The organism is Tissierella sp. P1 (genome assembly GCF_002266425.1).
Classification (GTDB): Bacteria; Bacillota; Clostridia; order Tissierellales; family Tissierellaceae; genus Tissierella; species Tissierella carlieri.
In genome coordinates, this window is sequence record NZ_NPMN01000016.1 from 35848 (window position 1) to 53982 (window position 18135).

20 protein-coding genes are annotated in these 18135 nt (G+C 29.2%); 18 read left to right on the plus strand and 2 right to left on the minus strand.

What is annotated here, in order from left to right; translation table 11 throughout:
- The first annotated feature begins 43 nt into the window (after positions 1–43).
- The 9 genes from CIW83_RS12390 to CIW83_RS12425 all read left to right on the plus strand — a co-directional run bounded on the left by CIW83_RS12390 (position 44) and on the right by CIW83_RS12425 (position 7895).
- Positions 44–2371, plus strand: a complete 2328-nt coding sequence (locus CIW83_RS12390) for an anaerobic ribonucleoside triphosphate reductase (RefSeq protein ID WP_094901614.1) — start codon at positions 44–46, stop codon at positions 2369–2371.
- An 11-nt stretch (positions 2372–2382) separates the two neighbouring features.
- A complete protein-coding gene (gene nrdG, locus CIW83_RS12395) occupies positions 2383–2850 on the plus strand; it encodes an anaerobic ribonucleoside-triphosphate reductase activating protein (protein WP_094901616.1) in 468 nt (155 codons plus the stop codon).
- A 116-nt stretch (positions 2851–2966) separates the two neighbouring features.
- The gene (locus CIW83_RS12400; protein WP_094901618.1) at positions 2967–3464 is read left to right on the plus strand and encodes a GAF domain-containing protein; all 498 of its coding nucleotides are present in this window, start codon (positions 2967–2969) and stop codon (positions 3462–3464) included.
- A 109-nt stretch (positions 3465–3573) separates the two neighbouring features.
- Positions 3574–4797, plus strand: a complete 1224-nt coding sequence (gene pepD / locus CIW83_RS12405; protein WP_369819396.1) for a beta-Ala-His dipeptidase — start codon at positions 3574–3576, stop codon at positions 4795–4797.
- Positions 4743–5027: a M20/M25/M40 family metallo-hydrolase gene (locus CIW83_RS24905; RefSeq protein WP_369819397.1), complete on the plus strand. Its 285-nt coding sequence runs from the start codon at positions 4743–4745 to the stop codon at positions 5025–5027. Before pepD ends, CIW83_RS24905 begins: the two co-directional genes overlap by 55 nt.
- A gap of 87 nt (positions 5028–5114) precedes the next feature.
- The gene (locus CIW83_RS12410; protein ID WP_094901620.1) at positions 5115–5525 is read left to right on the plus strand and encodes a DUF1292 domain-containing protein; all 411 of its coding nucleotides are present in this window, start codon (positions 5115–5117) and stop codon (positions 5523–5525) included.
- 62 nt (positions 5526–5587) lie between these two features.
- Positions 5588–6409: a Cof-type HAD-IIB family hydrolase gene (locus CIW83_RS12415; protein ID WP_094901621.1), complete on the plus strand. Its 822-nt coding sequence runs from the start codon at positions 5588–5590 to the stop codon at positions 6407–6409.
- 16 nt (positions 6410–6425) lie between these two features.
- Positions 6426–7379, plus strand: coding sequence for a TIGR01212 family radical SAM protein (locus CIW83_RS12420; protein WP_094901623.1), 954 nt, complete (start codon positions 6426–6428; stop codon positions 7377–7379).
- An 81-nt stretch (positions 7380–7460) separates the two neighbouring features.
- Positions 7461–7895 (plus strand): hypothetical protein, encoded by a 435-nt coding sequence (locus tag CIW83_RS12425; RefSeq protein WP_094901625.1) that lies wholly within the window; start codon positions 7461–7463, stop codon positions 7893–7895.
- Positions 7896–7942: 47 nt separating this feature from the next.
- On the opposite strand, the gene CIW83_RS12430 is transcribed toward CIW83_RS12425, so the two are convergent.
- Positions 7943–8113 (minus strand): DUF1540 domain-containing protein, encoded by a 171-nt coding sequence (locus CIW83_RS12430; RefSeq protein ID WP_094901627.1) that lies wholly within the window; start codon positions 8111–8113, stop codon positions 7943–7945.
- Positions 8114–8244: 131 nt separating this feature from the next.
- Between CIW83_RS12430 and CIW83_RS12435 the strand changes: the two genes are divergently transcribed.
- Together CIW83_RS12435 and CIW83_RS12440 are read left to right on the plus strand one after the other, a co-directional pair.
- Entirely contained in the window at positions 8245–8979 is a 735-nt protein-coding gene (locus CIW83_RS12435; protein ID WP_094901727.1) for a pseudouridine synthase, read from the plus strand.
- A 35-nt stretch (positions 8980–9014) separates the two neighbouring features.
- Positions 9015–9569, plus strand: coding sequence for a DUF6648 family protein (locus CIW83_RS12440; RefSeq protein WP_235601317.1), 555 nt, complete (start codon positions 9015–9017; stop codon positions 9567–9569).
- Between the two features lie 81 nt (positions 9570–9650).
- Here CIW83_RS12440 and CIW83_RS12445 read toward each other — a convergent pair whose 3' ends face one another.
- On the minus strand, positions 9651–10238 hold the full coding sequence (locus tag CIW83_RS12445; RefSeq protein WP_094901629.1) for an endolytic transglycosylase MltG: 588 nt from the start codon (positions 10236–10238) through the stop codon (positions 9651–9653).
- A 102-nt stretch (positions 10239–10340) separates the two neighbouring features.
- Here CIW83_RS12445 and CIW83_RS12450 point away from each other — a divergent pair, with 102 nt between their 5' ends.
- The 7 genes from CIW83_RS12450 (at position 10341) to CIW83_RS12480 (ending at position 18135) form a co-directional block, all read left to right on the plus strand.
- Positions 10341–11309: an RluA family pseudouridine synthase gene (locus CIW83_RS12450; protein WP_094901631.1), complete on the plus strand. Its 969-nt coding sequence runs from the start codon at positions 10341–10343 to the stop codon at positions 11307–11309.
- A gap of 17 nt (positions 11310–11326) precedes the next feature.
- Positions 11327–12991 (plus strand): nucleoside kinase, encoded by a 1665-nt coding sequence (locus tag CIW83_RS12455; protein ID WP_094901633.1) that lies wholly within the window; start codon positions 11327–11329, stop codon positions 12989–12991.
- Positions 12992–13005: 14 nt separating this feature from the next.
- Positions 13006–13920, plus strand: a complete 915-nt coding sequence (glsA, locus tag CIW83_RS12460) for a glutaminase A (RefSeq protein WP_094901635.1) — start codon at positions 13006–13008, stop codon at positions 13918–13920.
- 115 nt (positions 13921–14035) lie between these two features.
- Entirely contained in the window at positions 14036–15262 is a 1227-nt protein-coding gene (gene nagZ, locus CIW83_RS12465) for a beta-N-acetylhexosaminidase (RefSeq protein ID WP_094901637.1), read from the plus strand.
- Positions 15263–15284: 22 nt separating this feature from the next.
- Entirely contained in the window at positions 15285–16106 is an 822-nt protein-coding gene (locus tag CIW83_RS12470) for an alpha/beta hydrolase (RefSeq protein WP_094901639.1), read from the plus strand.
- 4 nt (positions 16107–16110) lie between these two features.
- The gene (locus CIW83_RS12475; RefSeq protein ID WP_094901641.1) at positions 16111–16314 is read left to right on the plus strand and encodes a hypothetical protein; all 204 of its coding nucleotides are present in this window, start codon (positions 16111–16113) and stop codon (positions 16312–16314) included.
- 12 nt (positions 16315–16326) lie between these two features.
- A complete protein-coding gene (locus CIW83_RS12480) occupies positions 16327–18135 on the plus strand; it encodes a hypothetical protein (RefSeq protein ID WP_094901643.1) in 1809 nt (602 codons plus the stop codon).

The window sequence follows — 18135 nt, forward strand, 5'->3', positions numbered from 1 at the left end:
AATAACAATATATAGAGTTTCAAGAAGATAAGGGGGATTTTGATTGATTACTAAAATTAGGAAAAGGGATGGTAGAGAAGTTCCTTTTAATATCGAGAAGATTTCTAATGCGATTTTTAAAGCAGCTCGGGCTGCTGGTGGTCATGATTATAATACATCTATGGCTTTGGCCGAAAAGGTTATAGCTGTTGCTGATGAAAAATTTCGAGGTACAGTACCTGGAGTAGAGGATTTACAAGATATTGTTGAAAAAATTCTCATTGAGTCAGGGCATGCTAAAACTGCTAAAGAGTACATATTATATAGAGCAGAAAGAAACAAAGTAAGAGAAATGAATACTAGACTTATGAAGGTTTTTGAAGATTTAACATTTAAGGAAGCTAAGGATGTTGATATAAAAAGAGAAAATGCAAATATAGATGGGGATACACCTATGGGAACTATGCTAAAGTATGGTTCTGAATCTGCTAAGCAATTTTATGACTTATTTGTTCTAAATCCAAATCATTCAAAGGCTCATAAAGAAGGAGATATTCATATACATGATTTAGATTTCCTTACATTAACTACTACTTGTTGTCAGATTGATATAGTGAAATTATTTGATAAAGGTTTTTGTACCGGACATGGTTTTTTGAGAGAGCCAAAAGATATACAATCCTATGCAGCTCTAGCTTGTATTGCCATACAGTCAAATCAAAATGATCAGCATGGAGGGCAATCTATACCTAATTTTGATTATGGGATGGCACCTGGGGTTAGAAAAACTTATATTAAACAATATAGACAAAATTTAAGAAAAGCTATTGAATTATTAGTGGAGGATACAGATTTAGATGATAATTTAGATAATGTATTTAAAATTTTAGAAGAAGAATATAAACTATTACCAACTTTAAGTAGCAGTGAGCAATATAAAGAGAAGGAAGCTGAATATTTAAAAGAATTATTGAGTGATGAAGAGATTGTTGAAAAGATTCAAAAATTTGCCGAGAGAAATAGTTATAGGGATACAGATAAAAGAACTTTTCAAGCTATGGAAGCTTTGATTCATAATTTAAATACTATGCATTCTAGAGCAGGAGCTCAAATTCCGTTTAGTTCCATTAATTATGGAACAGATACATCAGTGGAAGGTAGAATGGTAATTAAAAATTTATTATTGACAACTGAAGAAGGCTTAGGAAATGGAGAGACACCTATATTTCCGATACAAATTTTTAAAGTAAAAGAAGGAATTAATTATAATAAAGAGGATATAAATTATGATTTATTTAAATTAGCATGCAAAGTAAGTTCAAAGAGATTATTTCCAAATTTTTCATTTATAGATGCACCCTTTAATCTCAAGTACTATAAAGAAGGATACCCAGAGACAGAAGTAGCCTATATGGGATGTAGGACTAGAGTTATAGGAAATGTGTATGACCCGTCTAGAGAAATTGTAAATGGTAGGGGAAATCTAAGTTTTACTACTATAAATTTACCAAGATTAGGTCTTGAGAATAAAGGTGATATAGGTAGATTCTATAAAAGATTAGATCAAACCATTGACCTAGTAATAGAACAATTGATAGAAAGATTTGAGATTCAAGCTAGTAAAAAAGTAAGTAATTATCCTTTCCTTATGGGGCAAGGAGTTTGGATTGATTCTGACAAGTTATCAAGAGATGATAAGATAAGAGAAATATTAAAACATGGGACATTATCAATCGGATTCATAGGTTTAGCAGAATGCTTAAAAGCTTTAGTAGGCAGCCATCATGGTGAAAGTAAGGAAGCTCAAGCTCTTGGTTTGGGCATAGTTAAACATATTAGAGATAGGATGGATGATATTAGTAAGCAATATAAGATGAATTTTACTTTGATAGGAACTCCTGCAGAAGGTACAGCAGGTAGGTTCGTTAAAATGGATAGGGAAATATATGGGAATATAGAGGGTGTTACTGCAAGAGAATATTATACAAATAGCTTCCATGTTCCAGTTTACCATAAGATTAAAGCAATAGATAAGATAAATATCGAAGCACCATATCATGAATTAACAAATGCTGGACATATAACTTATGTAGAGTTAGATGGAGATCCTTCTTATAATTTAGATGCATTTGAAAAGATCGTTAGAGCTATGAAAGAGGCCGGCATTGGGTATGGCTCTATTAATCATCCTGTAGATAGAGATCCGGTATGTGGATATACAGGTATCATAGGAGATGTATGTCCTCAATGTGGAAGAGAAGAAGGAACTATTAAATTTGAGAGAATTCGTCGTATAACAGGATATTTAGTAGGTACTCTTGATAGATTTAATGATGCAAAGAAAGCTGAGGAAAGGGACAGAGTAAAACATTTTTCTTGTTCTAATAGATAAGGGGTAGTAGGATGGAGAAAATAAGAATAGCAGGAATAGAAGAGGAATCCATTGTAGATGGTCCAGGGATTAGATTTGTAATATTTACTCAGGGATGTAATCATCAGTGTATTGGCTGCCATAATCCCGAGACACATTCCTTTGATGGAGGAGAACTAGTGGATATAGATAGTATAGTAAATATGATAAAGGAAAATCCGTTACTAGATGGAATTACCATCAGTGGCGGAGAACCTTTTGAGCAATCATTGGAATGTAGTATCTTAGCTAAAAAAGTTAAAGTTTTAGGATTAAGCGTAGTTACCTATACGGGATACACCTTTGAAGAGATACTTCGTAACAAGAAATTTAGAGATTTATTATTACAAACAGATTTATTGATTGATGGTAAGTTTGACATATCTGAAAAATCTATGATGCTACAGTTTAGAGGTTCAACAAATCAAAGAATAATAGATGTAAAAAAATATTTAGGATGATGGGAGGATTAGGAACGACGCAGGTCGTTCTTTTCCTTTTTTAGGATTATTTTTATTGTTAAAACATAATATATTTGATAATATAATGTAAAGAAATGTTTCGAGGGGTGAAATATATGTTTAAATTAGATGCTATTAAGGATATGAATCAAGAGGAAAGATTAAAATATATGCTAATACTTGTAAAAGGGCAACTTAGCTCAGAAAAAGATGATTTAGCTAATATATCTAATGTAACAGGTATAATAATGGCCTGCATAGAGAGATTAAACTGGGCAGGATTTTATATATTGAGGGATGATGAGTTGGTATTAGGACCATTCCAAGGTTTACCTGCTTGTAACAGAATAGCTATAGGTAAAGGAGTTTGTGGAAGAGCAGTAGAAACTAAGGAGTTACAATTAGTATCAGATGTTCATTTATTTCCGGGTCATATTGCATGTGATTCTGCTTCAAATTCAGAACTTGTTGTTCCATTAATAAAAGATAATAAAGTTTATGGAGTACTAGATTTAGATAGTCCGGTAAAAAACAGATTTACTAAGATAGAAGAGGAATATTTTATTAAACTTGTTGAGATATTAAATCAAAATATTGATTGGGATAATATATAGGTTTAACTAAATGAAAGTTTAAACATTATTGACATTGGTAAAAATTATAATACTATATGAAATTAGGGAGAATTTAAATCTTAATAATAATGCAGAAAGGATGATAAAATTGAGAATATTAGAAGGTCTTAAACCAGAACGTGTAATGTATTATTTTGAAGAAATATCTAAAATACCTCGTTGTTCTTACGATGAAAAAAGAATAAGTGACTACTTAGCTAAGATAGGAAATGATTTAGGTTTAGAGGTTATTCAGGATGAGGCATTAAATATAATAATAAAAAAGCCAGCATCTAAGGGTTATGAAAATAGTCCTATCGTGGTGCTACAAGGTCATATGGATATGGTTGGTGAAAAGACTGAGGAGTCAAACCATGATTTTTCAAAAGATCCAATTAAGCTCGAATTAGATGGAGATTATATTGTGTCAAGGGAAACTACTCTTGGGGCTGATAACGGTATTGCAGTAGCCATGGCTTTAGCTATATTAGAGTCAAAAGAAATTTCCCATCCCCAATTAGAAGTACTAATTACATCCAATGAAGAGTCGGGTATGAGTGGAGCGGCAGCATTAGATCCAAATAATATAGAAGGTAAGATTTTAATAAATATTGACTCCGAAGAGGAAGGAACAATTCTAGTTAGTTGTGCAGGCGGAGAAAGAAATATAATAACTATTCCAATAGAGTGGAATAAATTATCTGATAATAAGGAATTATATGAGTTAATAGTCACTGGGTTAAAAGGTGGACATTCAGGAATGGAAATTCATAAAGGTAGAGGAAATGCTAATAAAATAATTGGAAGAATATTAGATGTAATGAATAGAAAAGTAGATATAGATTTATGCTATATAGAAGGCGGATCTAAATCTAATGCTATCCCTAGATATGCAAAGGCTATTATTTCTATTCCAAATGATATTATTGAGGAAACTAAGATTCTAATTTCTAAAATAGAAAAGGATTTAAGGTTTGAATTAAATTCCTCTGATAAAGATATTACACTAGTATTAGAGAAAGCAAAAGAAGATAAAAGCAAAGTGTTTTCTAACGAAACTAAGACTGGAGTAATTACTTCCTTAATGCTTTTACCTAATGGAGTTCAAACTATGAGTATGGATATAGAAGGATTAGTAGAAAGCTCTAACAATGTAGGAGTCATAAAGACTATGGAAAATGATATAACTATTGAATCAGCCATGAGATCCTCAGTAGGGACATTGAAAAACCATATTTCAAATCAAATAAGGTTATTAGCTGAAACTGTTGGAGCACAGTGGAGAGTTCTTCTGCCTATCCAGCTTGGGAATATAATAAAGATTCTTATATAAGAGATATATTCAAAGGAGCATATAAAGAGGTTTATGGAAAGGATATAAATATTGCTGCTATTCATGCAGGTCTTGAATGTGGATTATTCAAAGAAAAATTTGGAGATATGGATATGGTATCCTTTGGTCCAAATATGTACGGAGTACATGCACCTGGAGAAAAACTTAGTATTTCTTCTACAGAAAGGACATACAATCTATTATTGAAAGTATTAGAGAGAATTCAATAATTTTCTAAAATATATATGTACTTCTATAGTTAAATAGGGTATCATTAGCATATAATTAATTAAATATAATTGCAAAGGAGAATGAATATGGATAATAAGAAAGATGAAACTTTTGAATACAATGATGAGCATTGCGGAGGATGTGGATGTGGATGCGACTGTAGTGATGATCATGAATATGAAGATTTTGAGCTTGAAGATATGGATGGAGACGATATAATCTATCTTACTTTAGATGATGATACTGAATTAGAATGCAGTGTTTTAGGTATATTTGAGGTTGAAGATGTTGAATATATTGCCTTGTTACCTTTAGGAGAAGAAGAAGTATTGCTTTATAAATATATTGAGCTTGAAAATGATGAATTTGATCTATTACCAATTGAAGATGAGGAAGAATTTGCAACTGTATCAGAGGCTTTCGAAGCTTTATTTTTAGATGATGAAGATTTTGTAGAATATGAAAACTATGATGAGTTAGAAGACGATAAGGAATAGTCTTATGAGAGCGCTTTGCCATTTTGGCGAAGTGCTTTTATGCAATTTAGGGGGGACAGCAATTGTATAAACTAATAGCAATTGATCTAGATGGAACATTGCTAGATGATAAAAAAGAGATATCAAAAGAAAATTTGGATACTATTAGTGAATTAATTGAAAAAGGATATGAAGTGGTGATAGCCACTGGAAGAAGATATTGGTCTGCAAAGGAATTAACTAAAGGCATAGATAGACATATGACAATTTTGGCTAATAACGGTAACATAGTTAGGAATTCCAAGGACGATAAGATTATATTTGCAAGATACCTTAATATAGAAGACTTTAAGATAATTATTGAAGAAGGAAATAGAAGAAATCTTCATCCTATTATTCATATAGATGGTTATGAAGAAGGGATAGATATAATAATTGAATCTGACAAGGAATATTATAACTATATAGGACAGGATAATAGATTTAAGAAGGTAAACAGTTATTTAGAAATAGAAGACGATAAAATATTAGCAGTAGTTTATGGAGAATCTAAAGACGCACTTTATCCATTTTATGAGTATATAAAGGATAAATATGCTGATTCTTATAACGCTCATATAATGGAGAATATCAAATTCGCAGAAACCATGCTGGAAATAATGAATCCTATTGGAACCAAATGGCTTAGCTTAGTTGAATATGCCAATAAATTAAATATTAAACCTGAAGAAATAATTGCAATTGGTGATGATAATAATGATTTAGAGATGATAAAAAATTCAGGTCTTGGTATAGCAATGAAAAATGGTAGTTTATTGGTAAAATCTGTAGCAGAAATAATTACAGAAAAAGATAATAATGAATCAGGTGTTGCTTTTGAGCTAAAGAGGGTATTAAATATATAAAGAAAGGAGGAAAAAATTGAATCAAATAACAGTATATAATACCTATTCAAAATACTTAAATGATAAATATGGTGAAAAGGTATATAAATTACCTATAAGCTTACCTTTAACTTGTCCAAATAGAGACGGTACTGTTGGTAAGGGAGGATGTATATTTTGTGGAGAAGAGGGAGGTTCTTTTGAGAATCTATCATCTTCAATATCAATAAGAGAGCAATTAATAAGAAATAAAGAATATATTGGCAACAAGTATAAGGCCAAAAAATTTATAGCCTATTTTCAAAATTTTACAAATACTTATTTACCTTTTGAAAATTTTAAAGATTGTATAGATGGGGCTTTAATAGATGATATAGTTGAAATATCTATTTCAACTAGACCAGACTGTATAAATGATAAATATTTAGAATATTTATCTAATGTGAAAAAAGAGTATAATATAGATATAACTATTGAGTTAGGATTGCAAACAGTAAATTATTTGACTTTAAAAAAAATTAATAGGGGTCACACCTTAGGGGAATATATAGATGCAAGCATGAGAATTAAAAAATATAATCTCAGAAACTGCACCCATATAATCTTAAACCTTCCATGGGATAATGATATTGATGTAGTTGAAAATGCAAAAATATTATCGGCTTTAGGTATAGAGGAGATAAAACTTCATGCTCTATATATTGTGGATGGAACTGCTTTAGGAAATTTATATAAGAAAGAAGAAATATCTTTAATATCTAAAGACGAGTATATTGAAAGAGTAATTTTATTTTTAGAACATCTTGATCCTAGTATTATAATTCAAAGAGTTATAGGAAGGGCTCCAGAAGAAAATTCATTATTTGTTAATTGGAATGAATCTTGGTGGAGGATTAGAGATGAGATAGTATCTATTATGGAATCGAGACATTCTAGACAGGGCATCAAGTTTGATTACTTAAATGGAAAAGGAATAAAAAAATTCAAATAATTTGTAAAATAAAAGAGGAAATTCTAAACTTATATAGAATATATAATATAACAAATAAAAGAAAGGTAGAGGTGGTTAGTCATGGTTAAGTTAATTTTAGGTGAAAAAGGTTCTGGTAAAACAAAATGGTTAATTGACAACGCTAACAAGGATATGAAGGAAGGCAATGGTAATATTGCTTTTATTGATGTGGATGACGACCATATATTTACTTTAAATTATAATGTGAGACTAATTAATGCCATGGAATTCAATATATTAGATGTTGAATCATTCTATGGCTTTTTGTGTGGCTTAATTGGAATGGACTATGATGTGGAAAAAATCTATGTAGATAGTATATACAAGATAATAAAATTAGATATTCCAAAACTAGAAAAACTGGTAAGGGATCTAAATATAATATGTGAGAAATTTGAAATGGAGTTCTTTATAAACGTGGATTATACTATAGAGCAAATACCAGATAATTTAAAGGAGTATTGTATAGAATTAGAAGCAGAATATGCAGTATAAGATAAAAGGCAGGAGTGATTCCTGCCTTTTATAAGTACTTATTTTATTTATCTCATACTATTATCGGGTTGGAATGTAGCACAATCAGTTTCTGATGATGATGAAGCGTTTCTTGGACGTATTTCAATTTGACCAGCTGTACAAAGGTCTCCATTTTTATAGTAGTGGCAAGTGTTTACTACACATTTTACTCCTTCAGTAATATTTTCTTTGTGCATAATAATCTCCTTTCAAAAAGTATTTTTCACAATATTAGTTTTTCTAATTTAAAAAAAATTATTCTTTAGAGGAGTTTAAATAAAATATAAAATAGGTTAAAATATTGATATTAGATAGGAAAGGTGATAGAATGTCAAAAAAAGAAAGACTTGATAAGATACTTGCTAATATGGGATATGGTAGTAGAAAAGATGTAAAAAAGTTTATAAAAGATGGTAGAGTGAAGGTAAATAATTCTATTATTTTAGATAATGAATTTAAAGTAAGCCCATACGAAGATGAAATTTTTTTGGGTGATGAAGAGGTTTTATATAGAGAATATATATACATTATGATGAATAAGCCTCAAGGTCTTGTTTCTTCTACAGATGATCCAAGAACTAGAACTGTAATAGATTTACTTCAAAGACAGCACTTAATTTATAAGCCTTTTCCAGTAGGGAGATTAGATAAGGATACAGAAGGATTGTTGATGATAAGCAATGATGGAAAACTGGCCCATGAATTATTATCTCCAAAAAAAGGTGTAAATAAAAAATATTATGTGCAAGTAGACGGATATGTAGAAGATAAATATATTGAAGTCTTTAAAGACGGAGTTACTTTGGATGATGGATATAAAACCTTACCAGCAGATTTAGAGATAATAAATGCTGATATTATATCTAAAGTATATCTAACTATACAAGAAGGTAAATTTCATCAGGTTAAAAGAATGTTTGAAAGTATTGGTATGAAAGTTTTATTTTTAAAGAGAGTTTCCATGGGACCTTTAAATTTAGATGAATCCTTGAGTCCAGGAGAGTATAGAGAACTAACAGAAAACGAGATAAATTTATTAAAAAGTCATATAAATGTGATATAATATAACTAAAAATTAAATTAGATAGGGTGTGTAGTTTGAATTTTTATATAAAAAAAAGGGGCAATTTTGAAACGTTTTTTGATAATAGATCTGCCATAATAGTTAAATTTGAAAACGGAGATATAACAAAAAAACAATTTTTAGAATATAATTATGATTTAGTAATGAAGATGAATTTGAAACCTTTTTTGAGGATAGATAGTTATGAGATGGGAATGTATAATTATCAGTATTATAATGTTTTAGCTAAATATTTTAATATGCTAGCAAAAGAAGTAAAAAATACTAGAAAACATCAAAAATATTATAATTACTATTTAAATAAAGGAAATAATTATTATCATGAAAAAGATAAAGCAGCTCTTAGCTTACTTAAGTACTTAGAATTTAAAGGAGTAGAAGCATATTATATTAATGTTAATTCAAAACTCCTAAGAGATAAGCTTTATGAAATTGTACTTCTTGATTATAAGGAAGCAATATTTCATTCGAAAGCGATTTGGCTATTAGACATACTAAAAAAAGAAGGAGTATTTATAGAAGAGAAAAAAGTATCTTTAATAGATGAGTATATTAATGAAACCTATTAAATTAAAAGCTTTTATTAAAGTATTATAGATAGTTTTCTTGGAATCTTACTGAAGTTAAATTCTTTTTATAAGATGAAAACTTTAAAATGGACTATAAAAAATAAAAGTCTTCATAAAAAGACTTTTATTTTTATCCGCAATTAATTTTACTATATCTTCTACTGAACTGCCAATCTTAATATCATAATCACCAGATTTCAATTTAGTATCCAGTTTTAATTCTTGAGCTTTTTGAACAAAATCAGTTTTACTAACAAGACCATTTGATTCTAGAATGCTTCCGATTTTAGATGGCAAAGAGCCAGATGGTATGGTAATTTTAACAACTTTACCATCATTAGAATCTTCTACACTATCATTAGAATCTTGAGGAGGATTTTCCACCTTGGTATTGCCTTCATTGTTATCTTTAGGCTCATTATCTTGATTTTCGTCATTGGGTTCTTCAATATCTTGATCTTCATTATCTATTGAAGAATCAGGTTTCTTATCTTCATTATCTTCAATAACAACATCATTCTTAGGTGGTACATCTAGTGCATCCTTTGCAAATAGAAGGTCAAGTCTCCAACCTATGACAAGAACTACAATGCCTATAATGCCAATCATTATTATGTAGTCTATTGAATCATATAGCATGTCCTTTATTCCTTCAAGAAAATTTTTCATATCTTCACCTCTCTAAAGAACTTTTGTAAAAATTTAGGTTTTAATTCCAGAATAGTGTATAATATAATTATAACATAAGATTTTAGAAAAGGTGAGAAAACTTTGAGAGAAATAATAGTAGATAAAAATGAAAGTGAACAGAGACTAGATAGATTTTTAAAGAAATACTTAGCAGAAGCACCTCAAGGATTTGTATATAAGATGATCAGAAAGAAGAATATAAAGGTGAATGATGCTAAGGCTCAACCAGAAACTACCATTTATGAAGGTGATAGAATTCAACTTTATTTATCAGAGGAAACCATAGATAAATTTATTGCAATAAAAGGAGAAATAAAATCAAAGTTAGTGCCTAATATTATATACGAAGATGATAATATCATATTGATAAATAAACCAGTAGGGATACTATCTCATGGTGCATCTAAAGAATTTGAAGAAAATATAGTAGATAGTATGATTTCTTACTTGATTGAAAAGGGTGATTTTATACCTAGAGTTCAGAAGACTTTTACTCCTTCTATATGTAATAGATTAGATAGAAATACTTCTGGTATAATAATAGGAGCTAAGAACTACCAGTCATTAAAAGCTATAAATGAAGCGATAAAAGAGGGAAAAGTAAGAAGGTTTTATAAAACCATAGTTAAAGGAAATATAAGAAAAGAATTTACAGCTGAAGGTTATCTATCAAAGGACGAAGATAAAAACAAAGTAGCAGTTCATGAAGATGATTACGAAGGTTCAAAAAAAATCACAACTGTTATAAAACCATTGAAAAATAAAAATGGATACTCTTTACTTGAAATTGAGTTAATTACAGGAAGAACTCATCAGATAAGAGGACATCTATCTTCATTAGGCTATCCAGTAATTGGAGATAGAAAATATGGGGATAGGGAAATTAATAGAAAGTTTAATAAAGAATATTCTTTAGATAATCAATGGCTCCATGGATATAAAGTAGAATTCAATGGACTATATGATGAATTTGAGTATTTAAACCATAAGGTTTTTATTGGTGACTTGACTGGAAAAGCAGAAGAGATAGAAAGAGATTTATTTGAGTAATTATTGGGGGTGTAAAGATGACTTACAAACTTAAATTACATGTAGAAGGAATGGGAGAATTATTAGTAGAAAAGGGAGCGACTTTGAGAGATGTGGCTAGAAAAGTTTTTAAGGAAGACTATAAGAAATATTTAGGTGCTAAAGTGAATAATGAAGTTTTCAATTTAGGCAAAATAGTTGAAGAAGATATGAATATAATTTTTCTGGATATTAATGATGTGGATGGATATAGAATATATACTAAAACTATATCTGCTGTATTTATAATGGCATGCAAAGAATTATTTCCTGAAAGGGCTGTAAGAATAGAACATTTCTTAGGTGAAGGACTTTATGTGACTTTTGAAAAAAGTTATTCAATAACTTTTAAAGAAGTAGAACAAATACAAGAAAAAATGAAAGAAATAGTTCAAGATGATCTTCCAATACTACGTGAGAAAATGTCTAAAGATAAGGCTATAAAACTTTTTAAAGAATATAATTACTATGATAAGATAAGACTTTTTAACACTTTAGACAGAGAGGAAGTAGATGTATATAATATAGGAGACCATAGAGATACATATCACGGTTTTTTAGCTCCATCCACAGGATATGTAGAGATTTTCAAGCTTAAATACTATTATCCAGGAGTTTTAATTATGTTTCCTAGTATGAACTCTAATTATCAAATACCTGAATTTAAGGAACTCAAGAAATTATCTAAGGTATTTAAGGAAGCAAATGATTGGGGAGATATACTGGATTTAGCATATGTAGGTTCTTTAAATGAAAAGATTATAGATGGTGGTATAGCTGAGGTAATCAGAATATCTGAGGCACTTCATGAAAAAAAGATTGCCAATATTGCAGATAGAATTTGTGAGGATGAAGACATTCATCTGATTTTAATAGCAGGACCATCTTCTTCGGGAAAAACCACTTTTTCAAAAAGATTAGAGGTTCAATTAAAGGTAAATGGAAAAAGACCAGTATCTATTTCTGTAGATGATTACTTTGTTGACAGGGAAAAAACACCATTAAATGAAGATGGTACTTATGATTTTGAAAATATTAATGCAATAGATTTAGATAAGTTAAATGAAGATTTGGTAAAATTAATTGAGGGAGAAGAAGTTGAGCTACCTAAGTTTAATTTTATTACAGGTAAACGTGAGAAATCAGGGAAAATAGTTAAAGTAGATAAGGATCATCCTATAATTGTTGAAGGGATTCATAGTTTAAATCCTAAAATGACTAGTTATATTCCAGAAAAAAATAAATATAAGATTTATATTTCAGCTTTGACTCAGCTTAATATAGATGCACATAATCGTATTCCTACGACTGATACAAGGCTTATTAGAAGAATCGTTAGAGATATAAAATATAGAGGAAATGATGCCATCCGTACTTTGGAATTGTGGTCTGGAGTAAGGAAAGGAGAAGAAAGATATATTTTCCCATTCCAAGAAGAAGCTGATATAATGTTTGATTCCACCTTGGTTTATGAGTTAGCAGTTCTTAAAAAGCATATAAAGCCACTTTTAGAAGAAATAAATAGTGCTAGTATTTATTATGGAGAAGCAAAAAAATTACTTAAATTCTTAGAATATTTTAGAGATATTGAAGATGAAAGCATAATACCACAAAACTCTATTCTAAGAGAGTTCATAGGAAAAACTTATTTTGATGTTCACTAGATGAGGGGGATAAAATGGAAGATTTATTATCAAAGATTATTGAAAAAAATAGATATTTAATATCCAAAGGGGCAGTAGCAGATTATATACCAGCATTATCTAAAGTTAATCCTAATAACATAGGGGTTTGCCTTATGGATGTTGATGGAAATATTTATAAGGCTGGAAACTATGATGTAAAATTTACTATTCAAAGTATATCTAAAATCATGAGTCTCATGTTAGCTTTAATAGATAATGGTGAGGATAAGGTATTTAAAAAAATCGATTATGAGCCTACTGAAGAGCCTTTTAATACATTATTTAAACTAGATTTTCCTCATACGGTGAAACCTTCCAATCCAATGATAAATTCAGGTGCCATAGTTACAACATCTTTGATCAAAGGTAAGGGAGAAGAACGTTTTAATAGGCTGTTAAATTTTATTAGAACAGTGACAGAGAATTCAAGTATATCCTATAACGAAGAAGTATATTTATCGGAAAAGGATACAGGGCATAAGAACAGAGCTATGGCTTATCTTATGAGGGCTAGGGGATTTATAGATGGCGATGTAGAAGAAATATTAGATGTATATTTTAAACAATGTTCTATAGAAATAACAACAGTTGATATTGCTAAGATAGGACTATTTTTAGCTAATAGGTGTAAGCTGCTTGAACAGAGTATTAAAGTATGTGATGCTAGAATAGCGTCAATAGTAACAGCAATAATGGCTACATGTGGCATGTATAATTTTAGTGGGGAATATGCTGCAACAGTAGGAATCCCATCAAAGAGTGGGGTAGGTGGAGGTATATTAGGAACAATACCATATAAAATGGGTATTGGTGTATTTAGTCCAACATTAGACCAATATGGTAATTCCATAGTTGGATATGGAATTATGAGAGATCTATCTAAAGAATTAAATTTAAATATATTTTAGAGAGATAGATGGAGGGACAAAATCCCTCCATTTGATTTTATTTATTGTTTTCATACTTATTGTAAATAAGGTGAAACTATAATAAAATTAATATAACATAAGAAAAGGTGATTGCATGAGGCTGAAAGTAATAACATTTATATTATTAATATCCGTTATCTTTATAGGAGGTTGCAAGCAAGAAAATTTAAATTTAGATGAATCAGATATAGAGATACCTAACAATAATAATGAAGAAGTAGTGGACTCTATAGAAGATAAAGTTAAATCTATGTCCCTAGAGGAAAAAATAGGCCAGCTAATGATTGTTGGTTTTGACGGAATAGGTATTAATGAAGAAATTGTTAGATCTATTGAAGATTTTAAGGTTGGAGGATTTATATTATTTGCAAGGAATATAGTAGATGAGAATCAAACTCTAAAACTCCTTAATGACATTAAGGATGCAAATACCAATAATGATATACCTTTATTTTTATCTATTGATGAAGAGGGGGGAAAAGTCAGTAGATTACCTAAGTCATTTGCAAAGTTACCAGAGGCTATGAAAATAGGAAAGAAAAATGACAAAGACATTTCTTATAGAACTGGTAATATATTGGGTCAGAGGGTCAGTGCTTTAGGTTTCAATGTAAATTTTGCACCCGTGTTAGATATTAATTCTAATCCTAAGAATCCAGTAATCGGAAATCGAGCTTTTGGTACTACCATAGATCAAGTAGTCAATAATGGGTTAGAGGTAATGAATGGTATACGTGATATAGGAGTAATTCCTGCTGTGAAGCATTTTCCAGGGCATGGAGATACTGAGGTAGACTCACATGTGAAATTACCCCGAGTGGATAAAACTATAGAAGAGTTAAAAACATTTGAACTGATACCATTTATTGAAGCTATTAAAGAAAATGTAGATATGGTAATGGTAGCTCATATACTATATCCAGAGATAGATAAAGAATATCCTGCTACTATGTCTTCAAGGATAATTGAAGGCGTTCTAAGAGAGGAATTAAACTATGATGGAGTAATAGTATCTGACGATATGACTATGGGTGCAATAGTGCAGAATTATACATTAGAGGACGGAGTATTATCATTTATTAAGGCAGGAGGAGATATAGCTTTAGTCTGTCACGGAAAAGATAACCAGGGAAAAGTATTTGAAAAAATAAAAGAAGCTATAGAAACTGGAGAGATAAGTCAGGAAGATATAGATGAGAAAGTTTATAGAATTTTAAAGCTTAAAGAAAAGTATAAATTAGAAGATAAGGAGACTGACAAGATAAGCCTAAAAATATTAAATCATGATACTATAGAACTAATTGAAGAGATTAATAAATAGCCATATAAAAGGGGTGTCCTAAATGGAAAATTATTTAAAGCTTAGAGATGGCATAGAATTATTCTACAGGAAAGATGTTGTAGAATCACCTAAAGCAATAGTACTTATTAATCATGGATTCGCAGAGCATTTAGTAAGATATGATTATATTACACAAAGCCTAAATTATGAAGGATATAGTGTATATCGATATGATTTAAGAGGACATGGGAGAACTAAATCTATACTGGGTCATGTAAATTCTTATGAGGACTTTATATTAGATTGTGATGAAATGGTAGAGTTAATTAAGAGGGAAAACAATGATTTGTCTATTTTTATGCTTGGACACAGTATGGGTGGATTTATTACATGTCTATATGGATTAAACTATCCTAATAAACTAAAGGGACAAATATTTTCAGGTGCTGCAGTTAATACCTTACCAAAGGCTCAAGGATATAGGTCATATTTATATGAGTTTTTGAATTTATTTGTAAAAAAAATGAGAATAAAAAGCCCTATAACAAAAGATATCTGCAGGGATGAAAATGTTGTGACAGATTATACAAAAGATCCTCTAATATTAAAAGATGCCACATTAAATTTCTATGTACAATTTTTAGTAAAAGGAAGGAAGTATATTAACAAAAATATTCAAAGGTATAACTATCCATGTCTAATTCTTCACGGAGGAGCAGATAAAATAGTACCTAAAGAAGTAGCTATATATCTTTACAGTAGCATATCATCGAAGGATAAAGAGATAAAGATATATGATGATCTATATCATGAGATCTTAAATGAAAAAGAAAAAAGCCAAGTAATGGATAATATAATATCTTGGTTAAATCATAGGGGGTAATACATTGTTGATCGGAATAGTTTTTTTATCAATAAGTATATTTATTTATATAAAAGAAAACTACGATATAGATAATGTGGGGGAAGAAAGAGTTTTTAGCAAGAAAAAAGACATTGTTGAAGATGGAAATTACAGATATAGGATACTAATAAGTATCTTCTCCTTAGTACTAGGAATATTTAGAATTCTAAGTTCAATTATATATTAAGGTGGATTTTTTATGATGAAAAAAATAATAAAATTTATAATATTAATTTCAATAATATTAATACCTAATATTGTATTTGCAGAGGACGTAAATTCTATTCTATTAATAGTTGACGAACTTTCAATAGAAACGATAGAAGAATTATATTTAGAACAATATAGTATTGGTTTTGTAAATTTAAAGACTAGGCCACCCTATTCAGAAGAGGGATTATTCTTATCTATAAATACAGGAAGAAAGCTAAGTATAAAGAATTTTGGGAAAAAGGATAAAAAGATAGATTATTTAAGTGATATTTTGAAAAAAGAAAATGTTTCATATATCGGAGAAGGAAAAGGTAATCTTATAATTGGAAATAGAGAGGGGATAGTTGATTATAGTGAGGATTCTATAATATATAGTTTAAATTGGCTAGTAGAAAAAACTGACAATTTACTAAATAAATCAGATGTATTAGTATTAGAATATGATCTGAAACAAGGGCATAATAGAATAGAGATTTTAAATCAATATTTAAATCATTATAAAAATGAGCAAATAATTGTTTTGCCTAAAGCTGTAGCGACGGAAGATAAATATTTGTTGAATAAATATCTTGTTCCAATTATTCATATTAATAAGGGAAACCACGGTTTATTGACAAGTTCATCTACTAAAAGAGAAGGATTTATTGCATTGGAAGACATTTCAGCTCAGATAAAGGAGACATATGGTTATAAAAAGAAAATTGATATAGGAAAACCTTTTAAATCCATAGAATCAGATAATCCTAAGAAAGAGATTGAAGATATATACAAAAAGAATATGAATTTATTGATTGCTGCATACCTCTTTCATGGACTTATCTATTTTGTTCAAGTATTACTTGGAGTATGGATATTAAAAGCTAAAAAAATAGAGAAGTGGTTATATACTATTTATTCCTTTGTATCTACAAATATTTTCACATCACTATTACTTGGATTGTTTGAATTTCATAAAAATATTTTTATCTATTTAATCATTAATTTATTAATTTCTTATTTAATTACTAGACTTATTATAAAAAGAAAACTAGATTTAGTGAAGCTAATAAGTATATTCACTTATGCTTTAGTAGTTTTTGGGACTTGTTTATATCCAAAGATGATTTATAATTCATATATTGGATTTAATAATTTAGTATATGGAGCTAGGTATTATGGATTAAATAATGGAATCATGGGAGTATTATTAGTTACTTCTATATTGAGTTTTTTTAGCATAACAAAATCAATAGAAAGTGATAATTTAAAAAGATTTATTGGATTATTTATTTTTATAATTAATATGATAACATTATCTACATACTTTGGAGCTAATACTGGTGGATTTATAACATCTGTTGTATTATTTGGACTTATGATTTATAGATTATTTTTCTCTAATAAAGAAATAAGGAGATATTTATTTTTATTCTTTTTAATAGGAATATTTATATTTAGTTTAAATATAATATTTGATGATTTCACAGGAGAGAATACCCATGCATTTGGATTTTTCTATAGATTAAAGGAAAACGGAATCAGTGAATTGATATCCTTGGCATCCTTTAAGGCTAAGGAACTCTTTAAATTAACAATATTACCACCATTCTCTATAGTATTGATTTTTCAGGCTATTATACTTAATAAATTAAGAAGAATTATAAGAGATACTAAAGAAATAAAAGAAGAAGCAATGATAATTTTCATCACTTCTTTAGTTGGCTTTGCATTAAATGATACGGGAGTTATAACACTTATTTATATGATTCATTATCTAGTCTTAGATATAATAAGCAATAGATTAAAGATTGAATAA

What these genes read in the sequence shown, in the direction of transcription:
- nrdG (WP_094901616.1), top strand. Translation starts at nt 2,383, where the DNA reads ATGGAGAAAATAAGAATAGCAGGAATAGAAGAGGAATCCATTGTAGAT.
- CIW83_RS12400 (WP_094901618.1), top strand. Translation starts at nt 2,967, where the DNA reads ATGTTTAAATTAGATGCTATTAAGGATATGAATCAAGAGGAAAGATTA.
- CIW83_RS12410 (WP_094901620.1), top strand. Translation starts at nt 5,115, where the DNA reads ATGGATAATAAGAAAGATGAAACTTTTGAATACAATGATGAGCATTGC.
- CIW83_RS12425 (WP_094901625.1), top strand. Translation starts at nt 7,461, where the DNA reads ATGGTTAAGTTAATTTTAGGTGAAAAAGGTTCTGGTAAAACAAAATGG.
- CIW83_RS12430 (WP_094901627.1), bottom strand. Translation starts at nt 8,113, where the DNA reads ATGCACAAAGAAAATATTACTGAAGGAGTAAAATGTGTAGTAAACACT.
- CIW83_RS12435 (WP_094901727.1), top strand. Translation starts at nt 8,245, where the DNA reads ATGTCAAAAAAAGAAAGACTTGATAAGATACTTGCTAATATGGGATAT.
- CIW83_RS12445 (WP_094901629.1), bottom strand. Translation starts at nt 10,238, where the DNA reads ATGAAAAATTTTCTTGAAGGAATAAAGGACATGCTATATGATTCAATA.
- CIW83_RS12455 (WP_094901633.1), top strand. Translation starts at nt 11,327, where the DNA reads ATGACTTACAAACTTAAATTACATGTAGAAGGAATGGGAGAATTATTA.
- glsA (WP_094901635.1), top strand. Translation starts at nt 13,006, where the DNA reads ATGGAAGATTTATTATCAAAGATTATTGAAAAAAATAGATATTTAATA.
- nagZ (WP_094901637.1), top strand. Translation starts at nt 14,036, where the DNA reads ATGAGGCTGAAAGTAATAACATTTATATTATTAATATCCGTTATCTTT.
- CIW83_RS12470 (WP_094901639.1), top strand. Translation starts at nt 15,285, where the DNA reads ATGGAAAATTATTTAAAGCTTAGAGATGGCATAGAATTATTCTACAGG.
- CIW83_RS12480 (WP_094901643.1), top strand. Translation starts at nt 16,327, where the DNA reads ATGATGAAAAAAATAATAAAATTTATAATATTAATTTCAATAATATTA.